19 protein-coding genes are annotated in these 17,882 nt (G+C 41.6%); 2 read left to right on the top strand and 17 right to left on the bottom strand.

Annotated features, from left to right (window positions below; genetic code table 11):
- Positions 1-3: 3 nt before the first annotated feature.
- Positions 4-1,125 carry a M20/M25/M40 family metallo-hydrolase gene (locus ACKRAT_RS06910; RefSeq protein ID WP_411844358.1) on the bottom strand — a complete coding sequence of 374 codons (1,122 nt, stop codon included), beginning with the start codon at positions 1,123-1,125 and terminating at the stop codon, positions 4-6.
- 81 nt (positions 1,126-1,206) lie between these two features.
- Here ACKRAT_RS06910 and prli42 point away from each other — a divergent pair, with 81 nt between their 5' ends.
- Positions 1,207-1,308, top strand: a complete 102-nt coding sequence (gene prli42, locus ACKRAT_RS06905) for a stressosome-associated protein Prli42 (RefSeq protein WP_411844357.1) — start codon at positions 1,207-1,209, stop codon at positions 1,306-1,308.
- A 38-nt stretch (positions 1,309-1,346) separates the two neighbouring features.
- On the opposite strand, the gene ACKRAT_RS06900 is transcribed toward prli42, so the two are convergent.
- From ACKRAT_RS06900 to ACKRAT_RS06865, 8 genes are all read right to left on the bottom strand, one after another.
- A complete protein-coding gene (locus ACKRAT_RS06900) occupies positions 1,347-1,784 on the bottom strand; it encodes a BrxA/BrxB family bacilliredoxin (protein ID WP_411844356.1) in 438 nt (145 codons plus the stop codon).
- A gap of 95 nt (positions 1,785-1,879) precedes the next feature.
- Positions 1,880-3,142: a dihydrolipoamide acetyltransferase family protein gene (locus ACKRAT_RS06895; RefSeq protein WP_411844355.1), complete on the bottom strand. Its 1,263-nt coding sequence runs from the start codon at positions 3,140-3,142 to the stop codon at positions 1,880-1,882.
- Between the two features lie 15 nt (positions 3,143-3,157).
- On the bottom strand, positions 3,158-4,141 hold the full coding sequence (locus ACKRAT_RS06890; protein ID WP_411844354.1) for an alpha-ketoacid dehydrogenase subunit beta: 984 nt from the start codon (positions 4,139-4,141) through the stop codon (positions 3,158-3,160).
- A complete protein-coding gene (locus ACKRAT_RS06885; RefSeq protein ID WP_411844353.1) occupies positions 4,134-5,129 on the bottom strand; it encodes a thiamine pyrophosphate-dependent dehydrogenase E1 component subunit alpha in 996 nt (331 codons plus the stop codon). The genes ACKRAT_RS06890 and ACKRAT_RS06885 overlap by 8 nt, the downstream gene beginning before the upstream one ends.
- Before the next feature lie 13 nt (positions 5,130-5,142).
- Positions 5,143-6,561 (bottom strand): dihydrolipoyl dehydrogenase, encoded by a 1,419-nt coding sequence (gene lpdA, locus ACKRAT_RS06880; protein WP_411844352.1) that lies wholly within the window; start codon positions 6,559-6,561, stop codon positions 5,143-5,145.
- Between the two features lie 11 nt (positions 6,562-6,572).
- Positions 6,573-7,637, bottom strand: coding sequence for a butyrate kinase (gene buk / locus ACKRAT_RS06875; protein WP_411844351.1), 1,065 nt, complete (start codon positions 7,635-7,637; stop codon positions 6,573-6,575).
- Between the two features lie 9 nt (positions 7,638-7,646).
- Positions 7,647-8,741 carry a Leu/Phe/Val dehydrogenase gene (locus ACKRAT_RS06870; RefSeq protein WP_411844350.1) on the bottom strand — a complete coding sequence of 365 codons (1,095 nt, stop codon included), beginning with the start codon at positions 8,739-8,741 and terminating at the stop codon, positions 7,647-7,649.
- A gap of 17 nt (positions 8,742-8,758) precedes the next feature.
- Positions 8,759-9,658 carry a phosphate acyltransferase gene (locus tag ACKRAT_RS06865; RefSeq protein WP_411844349.1) on the bottom strand — a complete coding sequence of 300 codons (900 nt, stop codon included), beginning with the start codon at positions 9,656-9,658 and terminating at the stop codon, positions 8,759-8,761.
- 160 nt (positions 9,659-9,818) lie between these two features.
- Here ACKRAT_RS06865 and ACKRAT_RS06860 point away from each other — a divergent pair, with 160 nt between their 5' ends.
- Positions 9,819-10,088 (top strand): DUF2627 domain-containing protein, encoded by a 270-nt coding sequence (locus ACKRAT_RS06860; protein ID WP_411844348.1) that lies wholly within the window; start codon positions 9,819-9,821, stop codon positions 10,086-10,088.
- Between the two features lie 22 nt (positions 10,089-10,110).
- On the opposite strand, the gene recN is transcribed toward ACKRAT_RS06860, so the two are convergent.
- The 8 genes from recN to nusB all read right to left on the bottom strand — a co-directional run bounded on the left by recN (position 10,111) and on the right by nusB (position 17,873).
- Entirely contained in the window at positions 10,111-11,781 is a 1,671-nt protein-coding gene (gene recN / locus ACKRAT_RS06855) for a DNA repair protein RecN (RefSeq protein ID WP_411844347.1), read from the bottom strand.
- A 5-nt stretch (positions 11,782-11,786) separates the two neighbouring features.
- Positions 11,787-12,239 (bottom strand): transcriptional regulator AhrC/ArgR, encoded by a 453-nt coding sequence (ahrC, locus tag ACKRAT_RS06850; RefSeq protein ID WP_411844346.1) that lies wholly within the window; start codon positions 12,237-12,239, stop codon positions 11,787-11,789.
- Positions 12,240-12,318: 79 nt separating this feature from the next.
- Positions 12,319-13,110, bottom strand: a complete 792-nt coding sequence (locus ACKRAT_RS06845) for a TlyA family RNA methyltransferase (protein ID WP_411844345.1) — start codon at positions 13,108-13,110, stop codon at positions 12,319-12,321.
- The gene (gene dxs / locus ACKRAT_RS06840; RefSeq protein ID WP_411844344.1) at positions 13,088-14,980 is read right to left on the bottom strand and encodes a 1-deoxy-D-xylulose-5-phosphate synthase; all 1,893 of its coding nucleotides are present in this window, start codon (positions 14,978-14,980) and stop codon (positions 13,088-13,090) included. Before dxs ends, ACKRAT_RS06845 begins: the two co-directional genes overlap by 23 nt.
- 91 nt (positions 14,981-15,071) lie before the next feature.
- Positions 15,072-15,950, bottom strand: coding sequence for a polyprenyl synthetase family protein (locus ACKRAT_RS06835; protein ID WP_411844343.1), 879 nt, complete (start codon positions 15,948-15,950; stop codon positions 15,072-15,074).
- Entirely contained in the window at positions 15,943-16,152 is a 210-nt protein-coding gene (gene xseB, locus ACKRAT_RS06830) for an exodeoxyribonuclease VII small subunit (RefSeq protein WP_411844342.1), read from the bottom strand. Before xseB ends, ACKRAT_RS06835 begins: the two co-directional genes overlap by 8 nt.
- Positions 16,139-17,485 (bottom strand): exodeoxyribonuclease VII large subunit, encoded by a 1,347-nt coding sequence (xseA, locus tag ACKRAT_RS06825; protein WP_411844341.1) that lies wholly within the window; start codon positions 17,483-17,485, stop codon positions 16,139-16,141. Before xseA ends, xseB begins: the two co-directional genes overlap by 14 nt.
- On the bottom strand, positions 17,472-17,873 hold the full coding sequence (gene nusB, locus ACKRAT_RS06820) for a transcription antitermination factor NusB (protein WP_411844340.1): 402 nt from the start codon (positions 17,871-17,873) through the stop codon (positions 17,472-17,474). Before nusB ends, xseA begins: the two co-directional genes overlap by 14 nt.
- Positions 17,874-17,882 lie beyond the last annotated feature (9 nt).

The raw sequence follows: 17,882 nt of genomic DNA, 5'->3' as shown, positions 1-17,882 counted from the left end.
TATTTACCTCTTTTCTCTTTGGACTTTAATGATTTCTACAATGAGTTCTGTAATTTTGCCGAGTTCTTCAATAGGTATTTTCTCATTTGTTGTATGGATGTTTTCATATCCGAGTCCAAGAATTGCCGTATCAATTCCTTTACCTGCAAATACATTACCATCACTTCCTCCGCCAAGGCTGATCAGATTCACTTTTCTGCCAATATTTTCGATTGCTTTGGATACAGTAGTAACGACCTCAGCGTCATCCTCCGCATGAAGGGCGGCATACATGACTTTAGTCACTACTTCAGCTTTGCCACCCAGCTCTTTGGCTGCAGATTCAAAAGCTTTTTTCATATGTTCAGTTTGAGCGTGCATTTTATTCTCATCGAGGCTGCGTGCTTCAGCAAGGACGTTAACGTAGTCTGTAACTACATTTGTAGGGCCGCCGCCTGTAAACCGTCCGATATTGGCGGTTGTTTCTGCATCGATACGTCCGAGCTTCATCTGGCTGATCGCTTTGGACGCGATATTTATCGCACTTACCCCCTCTTCCGGTGCAACACCGGCGTGTGCTGTACGGCCGTGAATATGCGCTTCAATTTTGCTTTGGGTCGGTGCAGTTGTCACCACTGTTCCAACTTTACCTGTAGAATCCACAGCATAGCCGAATTTACTCTTCAATTTAGAAGTATCAAAAGCTTTCGCACCAACCAGACCGGATTCTTCTCCCACTGTAATGACAAATTCCACATCTCCGTGGGATGTGCCGGCCTCGGATAATGAGCGGATTGCTTCAATTATTGCTGCAATGCCTGCTTTATCATCCGAGCCTAAAATTGTAGTCCCGTCACTGACGATGTAATCCCCTTCAATAGATGGTTTGATACCTGCGCCGGGAACTACGGTATCCATATGTACTGTAAAATAAACGGGTTCAGCTTCACTGTCATCCCCTTTTAGGCGTACGAAGATATTGCCTGCACCGTAACCTGTTTCTTCCTGTGTATTATCTTCGTATACCTCAACATCCATATCATTAAAAATATTCAACAGATAATCTGCGATTTTTCTTTCGTTGCCTGTTTCTGAATCCACTTGTACCATTTCCATGAATTGGTTAATCAATCTTTCTCTATTCATCGGGTATTCCTCCATTACATTAGTTGATTGTCGTAGTAGTGTATATTATAATAAAAAGAGCAAAATTTTAAGGATGATAGTATGAACAACAGAAAAGTTCAAAAAATAGTAATCTGGTTTATGATCTTATTGATCGTTGTCTCAGGTCTGCTGTTTGGTGTAAGCATGCTTACTACAATTTAATCAAATTAAAGAGGTCCCTCGGGGGACCTCTTTTTTTCTTATACTTCTTCGCCGTACTCTTCGAACCATGCCTGCAGGTTAGTGATGACACTCATTGTTTCATGGCCTTCGATTTCATGTCTTTCGATCATGTCTACAATTTTACCATCTTTAAATAATGCAAATGACGGTGAGGAAGGCAGGAAGTCAGTCGCTTTTTCGCGGACATGCTCTGTAGCTTCTTTATCCTGTCCTGCAAACACTGTTAACAGTTGAGAGGGCAGTTTATCATAGTTTAGTGCATGTTTTGCAGCCGGTCGCGCAATACCTCCGGCACACCCGCAAACTGAGTTGACCATAACAAGGGAAGTCCCCTCTTTATTTAAATGCTCATCCACCATTTCAGGTGTTGTTAATTCTTTATAGCCCGATTCGCGCATTTCGTTTCTTGCCTGACTTACGACATCATTCATGTACATATTGAAATCCATATTCATTACAAAAACTCCTTTATGAAAAATAAGCCTCTGAAACAAGGGTTATTAAGTCTACTTTGTTTTAATTCTATATCGAATAATCATTTTTGTAAAGTTTAGTAAACTGACGTATGCTCATTGGAATAACTTTCAATACGCGTTTTGACAGCTTTCAGAAACTCACCTGCAACCAGGCCATCAAGCACCCGGTGATCAATGGACAGACAAAGGTTGACCATGTGTCTTACTGCGATCATATCATCTACGATTACCGGACGTTTAACAATGGATTCCACCTGCAGGATTGCAGCCTGTGGGTGGTTGATGATACCCATGGACTGTACAGACCCAAATGCACCGGTATTATTGAGTGTAAATGTGCCGCCTTCCATATGTTTCTGTGTCAGCTGATGATTTCGTCCAAGCTTTGCAAGTTCACTGACTTGTTTTGCGGTGCCTTTGATAGACAGATCGTCTGCATTTCTGATAACCGGAACATAAAGTTTATCATCCCCGGCAACGGCAATCGAAATGTTGATGTCTTTATTGACCACAATCTTATCTCCCTGCCATGAGCTGTTGAGCATTGGAAACTCTTTCAATGTTTCGGCAACTGCTTTTACAAAGAAACTGAAAAACGTCAGATTATAGCCTTCATTTTCTTTAAATGCCGCTTTATGCTTATTTCTGACATTTACAAGGTTTGTAGCATCGACTTCCATCATAATCCAGGCGTGCGGAATTTCCTGTGTGGATTGAACCATTTTGTTAGCAATCGCCTTACGTACGCCATTAACCGGAATTTCTTCGCCTGCAACAGGCTGTTGGGCCGGCTGAACTGAAACAGAGTCCTGTGAGGAAGCACTCTTAGATGTTTCCTGTTTCGGTGATTCTGTTCTGGATGGACCTTCTTCGATCACTTTGAGAATATCCTTTTTAGTGATCCTTCCTTCAAACCCCGTGCCGGTTACATTTTCAAGGTTGATGTTGTTTTCGCCGGCCAGTCTCATGACCACCGGTGAAATCCGAGCGCCTTTAGGTGCCTGGACTTTGTTCGGCCCTGTCGTTTTTTCCGGCTGAGTTGCTTCCGGAATTGCTGCATTTTTTTCTTCCTGAACAGGTGCTTCTTCAGTCTGGCTGCTGCCATCCGTTTCCATTAAGCAGATCGGAGTGCCGACCGAAACCGTATCTCCTTCGTTCACTAACAGCTCTTTAATTGTACCGTCGAATACGGATGGCACTTCAGCTGTTACTTTATCTGTGATGACTTCACACAGTGCGTCATACTCTTCAATGGTATCACCGGGTTGAACCAACCATTTTTCAATAGTGCCTTCTGTAACACTTTCTCCGAGTTTGGGCATCAATACTTCTTCCATAAACCTATCCCCCTTTTAATGCTCTGCAAGTTCTTTCATTTTCATTTCGATTTTTTCCGGGTTGACCATGAAGAAATCCTCCATCGGCGGAGAATAAGGCATAGATGGTACATCCGGTCCTGCAAGTCTCATAATTGGCGCATCAAGGTCATATAAGCAGTTCTCTCCAATAATGGCAGATACTTCACTCATTACACTGCCTTCGAGGTTATCTTCTGTCACAAGCAGTACTTTACCTGTTTTGGATGCCGCTTTTATGATACTCTCTTTATCCAGTGGGTAGACAGTCCTTAAATCAAGGACTTCCGCTTCATACCCATCTTTGGACAGGTGCTCGGCTGCCTGCAGCGCATAGTTGACGCATAAACCGTAAGTGATCACTGTAATGTCATCACCTTCGCGTTTTACATCCGCTTTGCCAATCGGGACAGTGTAGTCACCTTCGGGCACTTCCTCTTTAAGTAAACGATATGCTTTTTTATGCTCGAAGAACAGAACAGGATCATTATCCCTGATCGCAGAGATGAGCAGTCCTTTAGCATCCGCCGGTGTAGATGGTATGACCACTTTGAGTCCGGGAGTCGATGTGAACACTGTCTCTATCGACTGTGAATGATAAAGTGCTCCGTGAATCCCGCCGCCAAAAGGTGAACGGATAACCATTGGGCAATTCCAGTCGCCATTGGACCGGTATCTGATTTTAGCAGCTTCGTTAAGTATCTGATTTGTCGCCGGCAGAATGTATTCGGCAAACTGAATTTCAGCTACAGGACGTTTCCCCATCATCGCTGCACCGATACTGGTACCGACAATATTGGATTCTGCCAGAGGTGTGTCGAGGCACCTGAGTTCCCCATACTTTTCCTGCAGACCTTCGGTCACTTTGAAGACCCCGCCTTTTTTACCAACATCTTCACCGAGAACAAAGACATTATCGTCCTGGCCCATTTCATAGTCAAGCGCTTCTTTGATCGCCTGCAAATAGGATATTTTAGCCATGGTTAGCCTCCTCGTACACATTCGTCAGCGCTTCTTCGGCAGCTGGGTAAGGTGCTTTTTCCGCAATCTTGGTTGCTTCGGTTATTTTTTGCTTAAGTTCTGCCTCCAGCTCCCGGAACCAGGCTTCTTCCGCCACTTTATGTTCAAACATGTATTCTTTGAATTTGATGAGGCAGTCTTCCTCTTTTATATCTTCACGTTCGGTCTTTTCACGGTAGGAATCATCATCATCGGAAGAGTGTGCAGTGAGTCTTGTGGACATTGCTTCGATCAATGTGCCGCCCTCACCTTTTACTGCGCGTTCCCTGGCCTCTTTCACCGCTTTATAAACAGCGATTGGATCATTGCCGTCGATGTGTTCACCATGCATGCCATATCCGATTGCACGATCTGAAAGTTTATCCGCGCCGTATTGAAGATTCGCAGGTACACTGATTGCATATTTGTTATTTTCGATTATACAAATAAACGGCAGGTTGTGCACACCCACAAAGTTCAAGCCTTCGTGAAAATCCCCCTGGTTGGACGAACCTTCCCCAAGTGTCGTTACAGCAACACGCTCTTCATTATCCATTTTGAACTTGAAGCTTGCGCCTACTGCATGGAGTACCTGTGTTGCCACACAGGATCCTTGAGTTAATATATTATTTTCTTTTTTACTGAAATGAGAAGGCATCTGCTTACCGCCGCTGGAAATATCGCCCTGCTTGGCAAAAGCGGAAAGCATCGTTTCTTCCGGTGTCATTCCAAAATGGGTCACAAGTGCTAAGTCCCTGTAATAAGGGCTGATGACATCTATTTCTTTATTTAAAGCATATCCTGCGCCTACCTGTGTCGCCTCCTGACCCTGGCAGGAAATAACGAAAGGCAGTTTTCCCGCCCTGTTCAACAGCCACATTCTTTCATCAAGTTTTCTGGCAAGAAGCATTGTGCGGTACATTTCTTTAAGATCTTCTGCATCGAGACCTACTTCTTTAAAATCCATCAAGCGATTGTCCTCCTTAAACATGAATTGCTATTCCATCTGCGTCGAGGCCGAGTTCCATCAATACTTCCCCTATAGAAGGATGCGCATGGACAGACATGCCCAGTTCCAGGGATGAAGCATCCAAGAATTTTGCAAATGCTGCTTCATTTATCAGTTCGGTTGCACCCGGGCCGATGATGGAAACACCGAGAATATCTTTAGTAGCAGGATCCACTATCAGTTTGCCGAAGCCTTTTTCGCCTCCGGCAATCACAGCTTTGCCGATCGCTGCAAGCGGTACTTTATGTACTTTATATTCTCTGCCTTCTTCTTTCAATTCTTTTTCAGTATAGCCTACCGAAGCGGTTTCCGGCGATGTATATATACATTTTGGCACTGTTCTGTAGTCGAGCGGCAATGGATTGTTATCTGTAATATGTTCTACGGCAATCAGGGCTTCTTTTGTTGCAACATGCGCAAGCTGCAGATTGCCGATTACATCTCCGACGGCATAGATATTTTTATCTTTCGTCTGATAATATTCATCTGTGACAATAAAGCCTTTTTCCATCTGGATTTTAGTGTTTGAAAGTCCAATATCTTCAACGTTTGGGGTTCGTCCGATTGAAACCAGTACTTTATCAAACGTTGTACTTTCTCCACCGATATCAAAAGTGATGGATGAGCCTGATTTCTGTACAGATTCATCACTGAGTGAGATGTCGACTTTAAATTCAATCCCCTTTTCTTCCAGAGATTTTTTAAGATGGTTTGCAACATCCTTATCTTCCGCAGGAAGTACTTGGTTGCCGGCTTCTATCACAGTTACACCAGATCCTAAATCAGCCAGCAGGCTGGCAAACTCAAGTCCAATTACCCCGCCGCCAATTATGGCCAATTTTTCCGGGATTTCATTGAGTGTCATCATGTCATCGCTGGAAAGAACTATTTCTCCATCGAATGGTAGAAATGGCAGAGGTCTTGGGTATGAACCTGTTGCAATCAGTACGTTATGATTTACCAATATTTCACTTTCTGCTTCATCATCCTCAGGGTTTTCAACAGCGACTGTTCCTGCCATAGGTGAAAAAATAGAAGGCCCCAATATACGACCGTATCCATCAAATACATCTATTTTATTTTTTTTCATAAGTTGTTTGATGCCACTGTGCATGCGCTCGACGACTTCATTTTTACGGTTGAGTATTTTTTCCATTGAAATGGAAGGATTAAAAGATTCTATACCATATTTTTCAGCATTTTTCATCGTGTTTACCACTTCAGCAGATTTCAGCATACTTTTCGTTGGTATACACCCTTTATGCAGGCATGTTCCACCAAGATTGCTTTTTTCCACAATTGCAGTTTTCAAACCAAGCTGGCTGGCTTTAATTGCAGCCACATAGCCTGCCGTTCCTCCACCGAGAACTACTAGATCATATTCATGGGCCATTCATTTCACTCCTATACGTAGGTTTTCATACTTTCTTCGCCGCTGATTACACGATATGCACCTTCAGCCAATGCTTCCATCTCTTCTTCTCCCGGATAATCAGTCACCGGTGCGATAAATGAAATATAAGGCTTTATCAAGTCGAGGAGATACTTGCTGTATGCAAGTCCTCCGGTAAAAATGATCTGATCCACTTCCCCTTTTAGTATTGCGGAACGGGATCCGATTTCCTTACTGATTTGAACTGCCAGTGCTTCGAATATCGATTTGGCATTTTCATCACCTGCGAGGGCAAGTTTTTCCAATTCAAGCGCATCCTGTGTATCTGCAAGTGACATAAACCCGCCTTCTTTGGTGATGATCTCAAACACCGTTTCATAATCCAGTTCATGATCAATGACATATTTTACGAATGCGCCGTTAGGAAGCGAACCGGTTCTGTTTGGACTCATGGGTCCTTCCCCCGAAAGACCGTCATTAACATCAATGACCCGTCCCTTCCTATGGGCACCCACTGTAATTCCGCCGCCCATATGGCATATGATAACATTAGTTTCTTCATATTTTTTATTAATCGATTCGGAATACTTCCTGGCTACAGCTTTTTGGTTCAGTGCATGAAAAACGGATTTTCTTTCTATTCCTTTTAAGCCGGTCATACGGACTTCATCTATAAGTTCATCGATAACTACCGGATCAGTAATTACTGCCTGGCAGCCATACTTCCTTCTGAATCTGTCAGCAATAAGTGCACTCATATTTGAAGCGTGTCTGCCGTACCTGTTTTCCAGAAGGTCATCGACCATCGCTTGATTAATATTGTAAGTACCGCCTTCAATAGGTTTGAGCAAACCTCCGCGTGCACTGACAATATCGATATTGGATGGGTCGAATTTCTGTTTTTCAAGAAACTCAAGTATCGCTTCCAGCCGGTACTCGATTTGTTCCGGCAAAGGTTTTACAGTTTCACTTGCAGGATGCTTGAGCGTTTGATTGACCAGACTGTTGGAATTCTTATATAAGGCAGCTTTGGTAGATGTACTCCCTAAGTTGATAACGAGAATGTTATATTGCATCAGTGACGGTTACCTCCTGCTGAGGGTTGTTATTTCATTTTGAGAAAATGTGCTTTTAACCCGCATCATGCTTTCAATGCGTTCTTCCGCGAGTCTGTCGGCAGCAACTGCAGGTGTTACTCCATCACGTTTGGCAATATTGAAGATTTTATCCATCTGCTCATAAATGCCTTCTACTTTAGCCTTGGCGCGTTCTTTGTTGTATCCTTGCAGTTCGTCCGCAACGTTGATGACGCCCCCACAGTTAACAACATAGTCAGGTGCGTATACGATGCCGCGTTCTTCGAGCATTTCACCGTGTTTATCTGCTTCAAGAAGTTGGTTATTGGCACTGCCGCATATTGCTTTCACTTTTAATTCAGGAATCGTCTCATCATTTAAAACCCCGCCGAGTGCACATGGTGCAAAAATATCTGCTTCCACGTCGTAAATATCTTCTATTCCAACGGATTCGGCTCCAAAGTCATTTACAGCACGGTCAATTGCGGCCTGGTTTATATCAGTAACAATAAGTTTTGCACCTTCATCGTGCAAATGTTTACAAAGACTGTAAGAGACGTTCCCCACTCCTTGTACTGCAATCTTTTTACCTTCCAGAGAGTCATTGCCGAATGCTTCTTTAGCCGTCCGCTTCATCGCCATGTACACGCCAAATGCTGTCATTGGACTTGGATTCCCACCAGAACCATATGATTCACTCATTCCACAGACATACGGTGTTTCCTGATAAATAAGATCCATATCAGCAACTGTAGTGCCCACGTCTTCAGCAGTAATATATCTGCCGTTCAAGCTGTTGACGTATCTGCCGAGTGCTCTGAAGAACGCTTCGGATTTATCCTTTTGAGCATCTCCAATAACTACCGTCTTTCCACCGCCCAGGTTAAGGCCGGCTGCAGCATTTTTATAAGTCATTCCACGTGCAAGACGAAGTACATCTTCAATTGCTTCCTCTTCAGTCTCATAGTTCCACATTCTGCATCCGCCGAGTGCCGGTCCGAGTGTCGTATCGTGAATACAGATAATCGCCTTCAATCCGCTTGCTTCATCGTGACAGAATACCAATTGTTCATAATCCAGATCTACCATTTTTTCAAATATCATTTTAAGCACTCCCGTTGTTAATTTTGTGAAATCTTCATTGCCAGTCTAATTGAGTTGTACTTATCTTCCGCACTGTCTGCTCTTGATGTTAATACTATTGGTACACTTGCGCCAGTAATAACCGATGCAACCCTGGCACCTGCCGAATAAACGAGCGACTTGTATAATACATTGCCCGCTTCAATGTTGGGGGCGATAAGTATATCTGCGTCTCCTGCGACATCAGATTCTAAATTTTTATGTTCAGCTGCTTCTTTTGATATAGCGAGGTCATATTGTAATGGACCATCGATTAGAATATTTAAAGAAGTAATTTCATCCATCTTTGTTATTGTATCAGCATCTGTTGTCGAAGGCATTTTATTGTTCACTTTTTCTACTGCTGACAATAAAGCCACCCTGGGTTTTTCAATTCCCAGTTTATGACCGCATTCTACAATGTTTTGAATGATTGCCATCTTCTGATTTATATCAGGAGCAATGTTCATCGCTGCATCACTAAGCAGCACGGCTTTGTGATAATTGGGTAAGTCAAAAAGTGCAACATGGCTCAGCATCGTTCCTTGAACCAATCCGTGTGACTTATTTAAAACTTCCCTTAAAATTGTCGAGGTTGAAATCAGCCCCTTCATGAGAATATCTGCTTTACCTTCTGCCACCAGTCCAGCAGCAATGGCTGCAGCCTGTTCATCGCCGGCAGAATGATGAATAACCAGACGGTCATTATTGATGAATTCTTCATCAAAAGTTTTGAGCATTTCTTCCAGGTTGAATCTGTCATCCACCAGGTGAAAGGTCATGTTCGTCTCTTTATATAGACGAAGAACAGGTTTGAGTACATCCATATCGGCAGCTTTGCAAATTGAAAGCGTTGTCATTTCATGATTATACTCTTCGAATATTTCATTAAATTTCACTTTGTTACCTCCCCACATATTTTATTATACATATCCCTTAATCAAAATACATGATTTTAGCTGAACATGGAAAATTCAGAAGTTTTTAAATAATACTTTATTTTAAAGTATCATCAGGTTGATGTATAATATGGGATATCTATAAAAACTGGGTGGTTTCATGAAAAAAATTATTGCATTGATAATACTCATCGTTCCCGTCTTCCTGGCAGGATTGGGAATTAAATATATGAGAGACAGTATGTTCGGTGTCGTCAATGATCCATTTACATTAACAGTCGTTCAATTTGTCGTCGGTTTGGGACTGACAATTTTCGGCGTATGGTTCATTGGTGGATATGTATTACATCGTGAACGGAAAAATAAGAGAGTACAGGAACGTTTTGCAGAACAGATTCGTAAAAAACAATCAAATCAGGAAAATGAATAAGAGATGGACATCAGTCCATCTCTTATTCATTGCTTTTGATGAGTGTTTTTGCATTTTCAAGAGCTGCATCAGAGACGTCAGAACCACTCAGCATCCTCGCAATTTCATAAACATGTTCTTTTTTATCTAAATATTTAGCGAGTGATACCGTCCGTTCGTCTTTTGTCTGCTTGGATACATATAAGTGATTGTCTGCAATCGCTGCAGCTTGCGGCAGATGGGAGATGATGAGCACCTGTCTTGCTTTAGATAGTAATTTCATCTTCTCGGACATTCGTGTCGCAACAGAACCGCTTACTCCGGTATCGATTTCATCAAGTATTAGCAATGAATGTTGATCGAATTCTGTAAATATTGTCCGTATCGCGAGCATTACTCTGGAAATTTCTCCTCCTGAAGCAATGCTGTTCATAGGTTTTAAAGGTTCTCCCTTGTTCGGTGAGAAAAGGAAATTAACATCTGAATATCCTCTTCGGTTAAATGTCCCCTCTTTGACTTCGATTTCAAAGTCAGCATATTGCATATCCAAATCCTGCAGTTCTTTTCTAATACGGTTTTCAAGAAAATGTTTTCGTTCTATTCTATAGTTTTGCAGATAGCTGGCCAGTTTTTCCATTTTATCAAATGCTTCCGACTTTTGACGCTCCAGCTTTTCAAATGACTGGGCGATATTTTCCAGCTGCATGATATCTTCATTCAGGGATTCTCTAAGCTCAATCAGTTCATCAGTTGTTTTGTTGTACTTTCGCTTCAGATTGTTGATGGATGCCAAACGCATCTGCTTGTTGTTAAAAGTTTCTTCATCATAATCGATATTGGATAAATCCCCCGAAACTTTACTGTCCAGCTCATTCAAAAGATGATAGGACCCTAAAATTGTCTCTGAAAAATCCGTATAGGTCTCGTCAAACTTACTCAATGTGTCTATGGATTTATGAATTTCATACAACATCACTTGAGGAGAATACTCCGAGTCTAATTGAGAACGCATCAGAGAGAGAGTGTCATGGATTTTTTCGTAGTTATTAAAGTAGCTGATATCCTCTTCAAGCTGCTCCTCTTCCCCAGGTGTGAGCTCCATAGCCAAGAGTTCATCATACTGGTGTTTATAAAGTTCAAGCTGTTGCATGCGATTGCGGTCCTTGTACTCCAAATCATGGATTTTTTCCTCAAGCGCCTTGTATTTTCTGTAGGCCTCTTTATAATGTTGATATTTTTCCTCTTCATGAATACCGATAAAACGATCCAAGTATTCAATATGCATTTTATATTCCAGAGCTTCATTCTGCGAAGATTGAGAATGAATACTTATAACTTCATTCATAATCTTTCTGAGTGCGCCTAAAGTAATCATATGAGAGTTGATTTTGATGATACTCTTCCTGTTTTGCATAATTTCACGTCTGACGATGTAAAGTTCTTCTTCAGGAATATCATTTTCGGCCAAAAGTTTTTTCACTCCTTTGGATTCCGGAAAATCAAATATCCCCTCTATCACAGCACCTTCTGTTTCAAATCTTATATCTTCCACTGAAGCTCTTTTTCCATACAGATAACGGACCGCTTCAATAATCATGGATTTTCCGGCACCGGATTCACCGGAAATGACAGTTAACCCGTCATTAAATTCAAGTTCAATATTTTTAAGTACTGCGAAGTTTTTAATATTTAAACGAATGAGCAAAGTTAACACTCCAATTAAATCAGATTAAAGATACGATCCTTGATATCCATTTGTGCCTCTTCATCCCTGCAGATTAAAAGACAGGTGTCATCCCCGCAAATTGTGCCGATGACTTCATCCCAGTCCAACTGGTCAATTATAGCGCCGATGGATTGCGCATTACCAGGAAGCGTCTTAAGTACAAGCAGATTACCTGTATAGTCCAGCTTAACAAAACTATCCATAAGATATCTGCCGAGTTTTTCCATCGGATGGAACTTCCTGTCTTTTGGCAGACTGTAAACATAGGATCCGCTTGGTGTGGGAACTTTGATTAATTGCAGCTCTTTAATGTCTCTGGATACCGTTGCCTGGGTAACATTAAAGTTATATGCATTTAATTTCTCCACCAGGTCTTCCTGTGTTTCGACCTTTCCATTTGTAATGATTTCTCTAATTTTAATCTGCCTGATTGACTTGTTTGACATGGGCTGTCCTCCTCGATTCCCGTTGTATATTTATTCATATAATATCATAAAGCTTATGAATATAACACAAAAAAAGGCTTCAACCATAAACAATCGGTTGAATGCCTTTATAATCAATTGATTTCATTTCTGGATTCCCATGGTTCAGATGTAATAAATATTCAATATTGCCTTTCCCGCCCTTAATTGGCGAACGGTCCAGAGCAAGAGATCCAAGTCCCAACTCTGTACATTCATCAATCACTCTCGTTATTACAGCTTCGTGGGTTTCGAGTGAATGAATAATACCATCTGCTTCCCGCTCTTCCAAATAGGATTCGAACTGCGGTTTTATCAGTGCAACGATATTATATTCATGGTCAAATAAATCTACGATGTGTCTTAATATAGGAACAATGGATGTGAATGACACATCTATTGTAAACACTTCGGGCAGTTCCGGAAAATCATTCAACTCTGTGCTTTTAAAATTGGTTTGTTCCATGACAGTAACCCTTGTATCCGTTCTCAGTCTGTAATCCAGCTGATTTGTACCGACATCGACGGCATAGACACGGCTGGCACCATTTTTCAGTGCACAATCAGTAAATCCGCCTGTGGAACTTCCAATATCTACAACAACTCTGTCTTTGACACTTAAATCAAAAACTTCCAATGCATGCTTGAGTTTAATACCGCCCCTTGAAACAAACGGACGGATGTTTTTAAAGCGGACATTCGCTTTGGCAGTTTCGATGACTTCCGAAGATTTATATACAGGAGTATTATTATTTAATACTTTACCCGCCATTATAATTCTACGGACATCTTCCAATGTACCAAAATTAAATTCCTGATAAACATATTCATCAATTCTTAATTTCTTTTTCATTCGTCTGCTCCAACAAAGTTTTTGACTGCAGAATGATATTCTCGGTAGATATACCGATATCTTTAAGCAGCTGGTTTACATCACCATGTTCAACATATTCGTTATCAATACCAATACGTTTAATTGGATTCGTAAAACGATGATCTGCCATAAAGGAAGCGATCATACTGCCCAGACCGCCGGTAAGCATGGATTCCTCCACCGAAACTATCGGTATATTCTGAATGCCGAGCGTACGGAGCATCTCTTTATCGAGCGGCTTGATGAACCTTGCATTGATCACTTTAGCACTTATACCGGTCTCTTTAAGTGCAACAGCAGCATCAATTGCCAGATCTAAAGTTGGACCGAACGAAATAATTGCGATATCTTCACCGGAAACGACCTCTTCCCACTCTCCGAGTGCCAAAGGTTTCCTCTCCGCGTTTAAATCCAGTCCTTTTACATTACCTCTTGGATAGCGTATTGCAATCGGGCCTTCATGACTGATTGCCAAATCAATCATCTGTTTCGCTTCCACTTCATCTTTTGGCATCATGAGTGTCATGTTAGGGAGTGGTGAGATAAAACTGATATCAAACACACCCTGATGGGTTTCACCATCTGCTCCCACTAATCCACTTCTGTCGATGCCCAGGAATACATTTAAATTTTGTCTGTCAACATCATGGAGCAGCTGATCAAAGCCGCGTTGAAGGAAAGTAGAATAGATCGCCAGATACGGGCGCATACCATTTGCTGCAAGCCCGCCGGCCATCGTTACGGCATGCTGTTCTGCGATTCCAACATCGAAGAACTGTTCAGGAAGCTCATTTTGGAACTTCGTCAGCTTGCTTCCTACTGGCATTGCAGGTGTCAAAGCGACCACCCGTTTATCTTCTTTAGCATGCTGGAGAACAGCATTTGACATAAACTCACTCCATGAAGGTGTTGTTTTACTGCCCAGCACTTCACCAGTATCGATCTTATAAGGGCCGAGACCATGCCATTTTCCAAGCTTGTCATCTTCTGCAGGATGATAACCTTTACCTTTTTTAGTAATTACATGAACGACGACAGGGCCATTGTAATCTTTAGAAGATTTAATTGCCTGAGCGAGATCTTCAAAATCATGGCCATCTACCGGTCCGATATATTTAATGCCAAGTTCCTCGAAAAATATACCGTTCACTACTAAATACTTCATGCTGTCTTTAATGCGGTCTGCCATATCGCGTAGTTTTGAACCTACTTGCGGCAGACGGTTGATAAAATCTTCAATATCATGTTTTACACGGTTGTACTGAGAATTTGTGCGCATCCTGCCCAGCATATTATGCATCGCTCCAACGTTAGGTGCGATACTCATCTCGTTGTCGTTAAGGATAATAGTCATATTTGTTCTGTCAGAACCGATATGGTTGAGAGCTTCAAGCGCCATACCACCTGTTAATGCACCGTCTCCGATTACAGGGACTACATGATAACCTTCACCCTGGATATCCCGGGCCTTAGCCATGCCCATTGCAGCTGAAAGAGAAGTGGATGAATGTCCAGCTTCCCAGACATCATGCTCAGATTCCCGCATTTTAGGAAATCCGCACAGTCCTTTATATTGTCTCAGTGTGTCGAAAGCACTAATACGTCCTGTTAAAATTTTATGAATATATGCCTGATGTCCGACATCAAATATAAATTTATCTGTTGGAGAATCGAAATATTTATGCAGTGCAATTGACAACTCTACTACACCGAGGTTGGCACCGATATGGCCGCCTGTCTCGGAACATGACTGGATAAGGAATTCTCTGATGTCTTGTGCCAGTTCTTTAAGTTCTTCATCACTTTTACCTTTCAAAAATGATGGATTTTCTATACTATACAGGTTCATATAGCAACCACCTTTGAATTTACTAATGCCAATTATACCACTATTGGAGTATAGTAAAAAACAAAAAATGATAATTCATTATTATGAATTATCACTGTTCTCTTATTGCAAACATTTGCAATATGCTATGAAGTTCATCGGTATCAAGTGTTGAAGCCAGATTTGCCAGTATTTCTTCCGCATATTTCCTTAATAAATCCAATTGATCTTTTGCGCCATCAAGACCATATGTACTGACATATGTAACTTTTTCTTTGCGGGCGTCACTTCCTGCCATCTTCCCTGTGACGGACATATCACCTTCAACGTCCAGGATATCATCCCTGATTTGGAATAAAATACCTAAGAGCTCGGCAAACTTCAGGAGCTGAACTTTTTCTTCCTCCGCCACGCTTGCAATAATTAAGGCAGATTCTATCGGTGCACTGATGAGTTTGCCTGTTTTATGACGATGAATCATTTCCAGGTCATCGATGGTAATTTTTTTGCCTTCGGCATCGATATCGAGCATTTGACCGCCAATCATCCCTGATTGTCCGGCAGCACGGGAAATCACCTGCACAAGCTGGATACGAATATCAGCAGGGAGAGTTTCATCCGTGGATAAAACATTAAAACTTTCAGTGAGCAGATTGTCACCGGCTAAAATTGCCGCAGCCTCACCATATACTTTATGGTTTGTCAGCTTGCCCCGCCTGTAATCATCATCATCCATAGCCGGGAGATCATCATGAATTAATGAATAAGTATGAATCATCTCTATTGCACTTGCTGCCGACAGACCCATATTAGGATCCATTCCAAGCGATTTCAGTGTAGCAAAAACTAAATAAGGTCGAAATCTTTTCCCGCCCGCCTCTATAGAATAGATGCTTGCGTCTTTAATGATTTCTGAAACATTCCCGGATTTGAGATGGTGCAGAATAAGAGCTTCCGCTTTAACATTGTACTGCTTCAAGTCCTTATTCATCCCCATCTTCCTTCCGGTTTAAAGTTTCCACTTTAAGCTCAGCATCTTTTAAGATTTTATCGCATTCTGAAGACAGTTCCACACCTCTTTGATACAGCTTTAGGGAATCTTCGAGTGATACTTCATCTTCATCCAGCTGTCGGACAATTTTTTCAAGTGTCTGCATTTTCTCTTCAAAAGTCTCTGTTTTATTCTCTGTCACTATTTTTCACCTCTGTTACTTTAGACGTAATTCTACCGTCACCTAAAGTGGTTTCTATTTCATCACCAGTATCAAGCTCTTCGGATTGACGGACAATACTGCCGTTTTTAGTTGTAAATGAATACCCTCTAAGCAGGATGTTGGTCGGACTGAGTGAGTTCAGAAGCTCGATTGTAGAGGACAGCTCTTTTTTTCTGTCCCTTATTTTATCTGTCATCTCATCATCCAGACGAGTTTTTGTCTCGTTGAGTATTTCTTTATATCTGCCTATCATAGGCGTGGGACTTTTGTATTCGATTTTATCTTTAATACCAGCATGCTGATATCTCTTTTCCCTGAGTATTACATTCATTCTGGTATCAAGATTTGTTTTGAGTGTTGCGAGTTTTTCCGTCTGCTGATCATACAGCAATTCGGGATTTTTAAGTTTATAATAATTGGACAGGGCTTCTAACCGTTTTTTGTGCATGTCTATTCTTTTGGAAATGCTGCGCATCATGAAAGTATCAGATTGTTGCAGCCTCTCTGCAATATCCCTCACATTAGGTACAGCAACTTCTGCTGCTGCAGTTGGTGTTGCCGCCCGTATATCAGAAACGAAATCGACAAGTGTTGTATCCGTCTCGTGACCGATACCCGTTATGACCGGCGTTTTCATATTAAAAACTTTCAAAGAGACATCTTTTTCATTAAATGTCCACAGATCTTCAATCGATCCGCCGCCACGCGCCAGTATAATGACATCACTATTTAATTTATCTGCATACTCCAGACTGTCAATGACAGCCTGCTTGCTGCCACGCCCCTGCATCAGAGTATTGATCATTGATACTTTAACGAGTGGGTATCGTCGGCGTAAAGTCGTAATCATATCACGGTATGCTGCACTTGTTTCAGAACTGATAATTGTAATTGAACCTGGATAAGCGGGTATTGCTTTTTTATGATCAGCATCAAAATAACCCTTTTCAGCCAGTTCTTTCTTATCTTTTTCAAGCTGCTCAAATAAAAGACCGACACCGTCGATCTCCATGGAATCTGCATAGATCTGATACTGGCCGCTGGATTCGAAAATACTGATTCTGCCCTGGATGAGCACACTCTGTCCCTCTTCGGGCTCAAATTTTAAGCCATTAGCGCTCCTGGAGAACATAATGGCCCGAATCACAGCATTACCATCTTTTAAAGCAAAGAAGATATGGCCGCTGGTATGTTTTTTTACGTTGGATAATTCACCTTTGATAAAGACCCGTGTCAAATACGGGTCCTGATCGAATTTATATTTGAGATACTTGGTCAGGGCACCTACAGATAAATACTTACTGTTCTCCATGTGGATTTTCATCCGTTTCTTTAATGAAGTTTTTAAGGACTCCGTTGATAAAACGGTAGCTGTCTTTTTCACCATAAGATTTTGCCAAAAGTACAGCCTCATTGATGACAACTCTTTCAGGGGAGTCGCCGTCCAATAACTCACTTATGGCAGTTCTTAAAATATTGCGTTCTACTTTTGGTATGCGCTCCAGAGTATAATTGTTCAAGTGAGCACTGATGTCAGCATTCACTTTCTCGCTGTTGGAAAAATAAAAGTCAACAATCCTTTTAATATACTCATGCGTATCATACATATCATAGAATGCAGTGTTTTCCAGATCGACCACGTCATGGTCCCTTTGGAATATTATTTGGAATATTTTTTTTCGCTGCTCGTGTCTGTTCATTAATAACAC

It is taken from the genome of Salinicoccus sp. HZC-1, assembly GCF_046736035.1.
GTDB lineage: Bacteria > Bacillota > Bacilli > Staphylococcales > Salinicoccaceae > Salinicoccus.
This window is presented reverse-complemented; position numbering and strand designations above follow the sequence as displayed.

Coding starts and splice junctions, on each gene's coding strand:
- ACKRAT_RS06910 (WP_411844358.1), bottom strand. CDS start 1,125: ATGAATAGAGAAAGATTGATTAACCAATTCATGGAAATGGTACAAGTG.
- prli42 (WP_411844357.1), top strand. CDS start 1,207: ATGAACAACAGAAAAGTTCAAAAAATAGTAATCTGGTTTATGATCTTA.
- ACKRAT_RS06900 (WP_411844356.1), bottom strand. CDS start 1,784: ATGAATATGGATTTCAATATGTACATGAATGATGTCGTAAGTCAGGCA.
- ACKRAT_RS06895 (WP_411844355.1), bottom strand. CDS start 3,142: ATGGAAGAAGTATTGATGCCCAAACTCGGAGAAAGTGTTACAGAAGGC.
- ACKRAT_RS06890 (WP_411844354.1), bottom strand. CDS start 4,141: ATGGCTAAAATATCCTATTTGCAGGCGATCAAAGAAGCGCTTGACTAT.
- lpdA (WP_411844352.1), bottom strand. CDS start 6,561: ATGGCCCATGAATATGATCTAGTAGTTCTCGGTGGAGGAACGGCAGGC.
- buk (WP_411844351.1), bottom strand. CDS start 7,637: ATGCAATATAACATTCTCGTTATCAACTTAGGGAGTACATCTACCAAA.
- ACKRAT_RS06870 (WP_411844350.1), bottom strand. CDS start 8,741: ATGATATTTGAAAAAATGGTAGATCTGGATTATGAACAATTGGTATTC.
- ACKRAT_RS06860 (WP_411844348.1), top strand. CDS start 9,819: ATGAAAAAAATTATTGCATTGATAATACTCATCGTTCCCGTCTTCCTG.
- ahrC (WP_411844346.1), bottom strand. CDS start 12,239: ATGTCAAACAAGTCAATCAGGCAGATTAAAATTAGAGAAATCATTACA.
- ACKRAT_RS06845 (WP_411844345.1), bottom strand. CDS start 13,110: ATGAAAAAGAAATTAAGAATTGATGAATATGTTTATCAGGAATTTAAT.
- dxs (WP_411844344.1), bottom strand. CDS start 14,980: ATGAACCTGTATAGTATAGAAAATCCATCATTTTTGAAAGGTAAAAGT.
- ACKRAT_RS06835 (WP_411844343.1), bottom strand. CDS start 15,950: ATGAATAAGGACTTGAAGCAGTACAATGTTAAAGCGGAAGCTCTTATT.
- xseA (WP_411844341.1), bottom strand. CDS start 17,485: ATGGAGAACAGTAAGTATTTATCTGTAGGTGCCCTGACCAAGTATCTC.
- nusB (WP_411844340.1), bottom strand. CDS start 17,873: ATGAACAGACACGAGCAGCGAAAAAAAATATTCCAAATAATATTCCAA.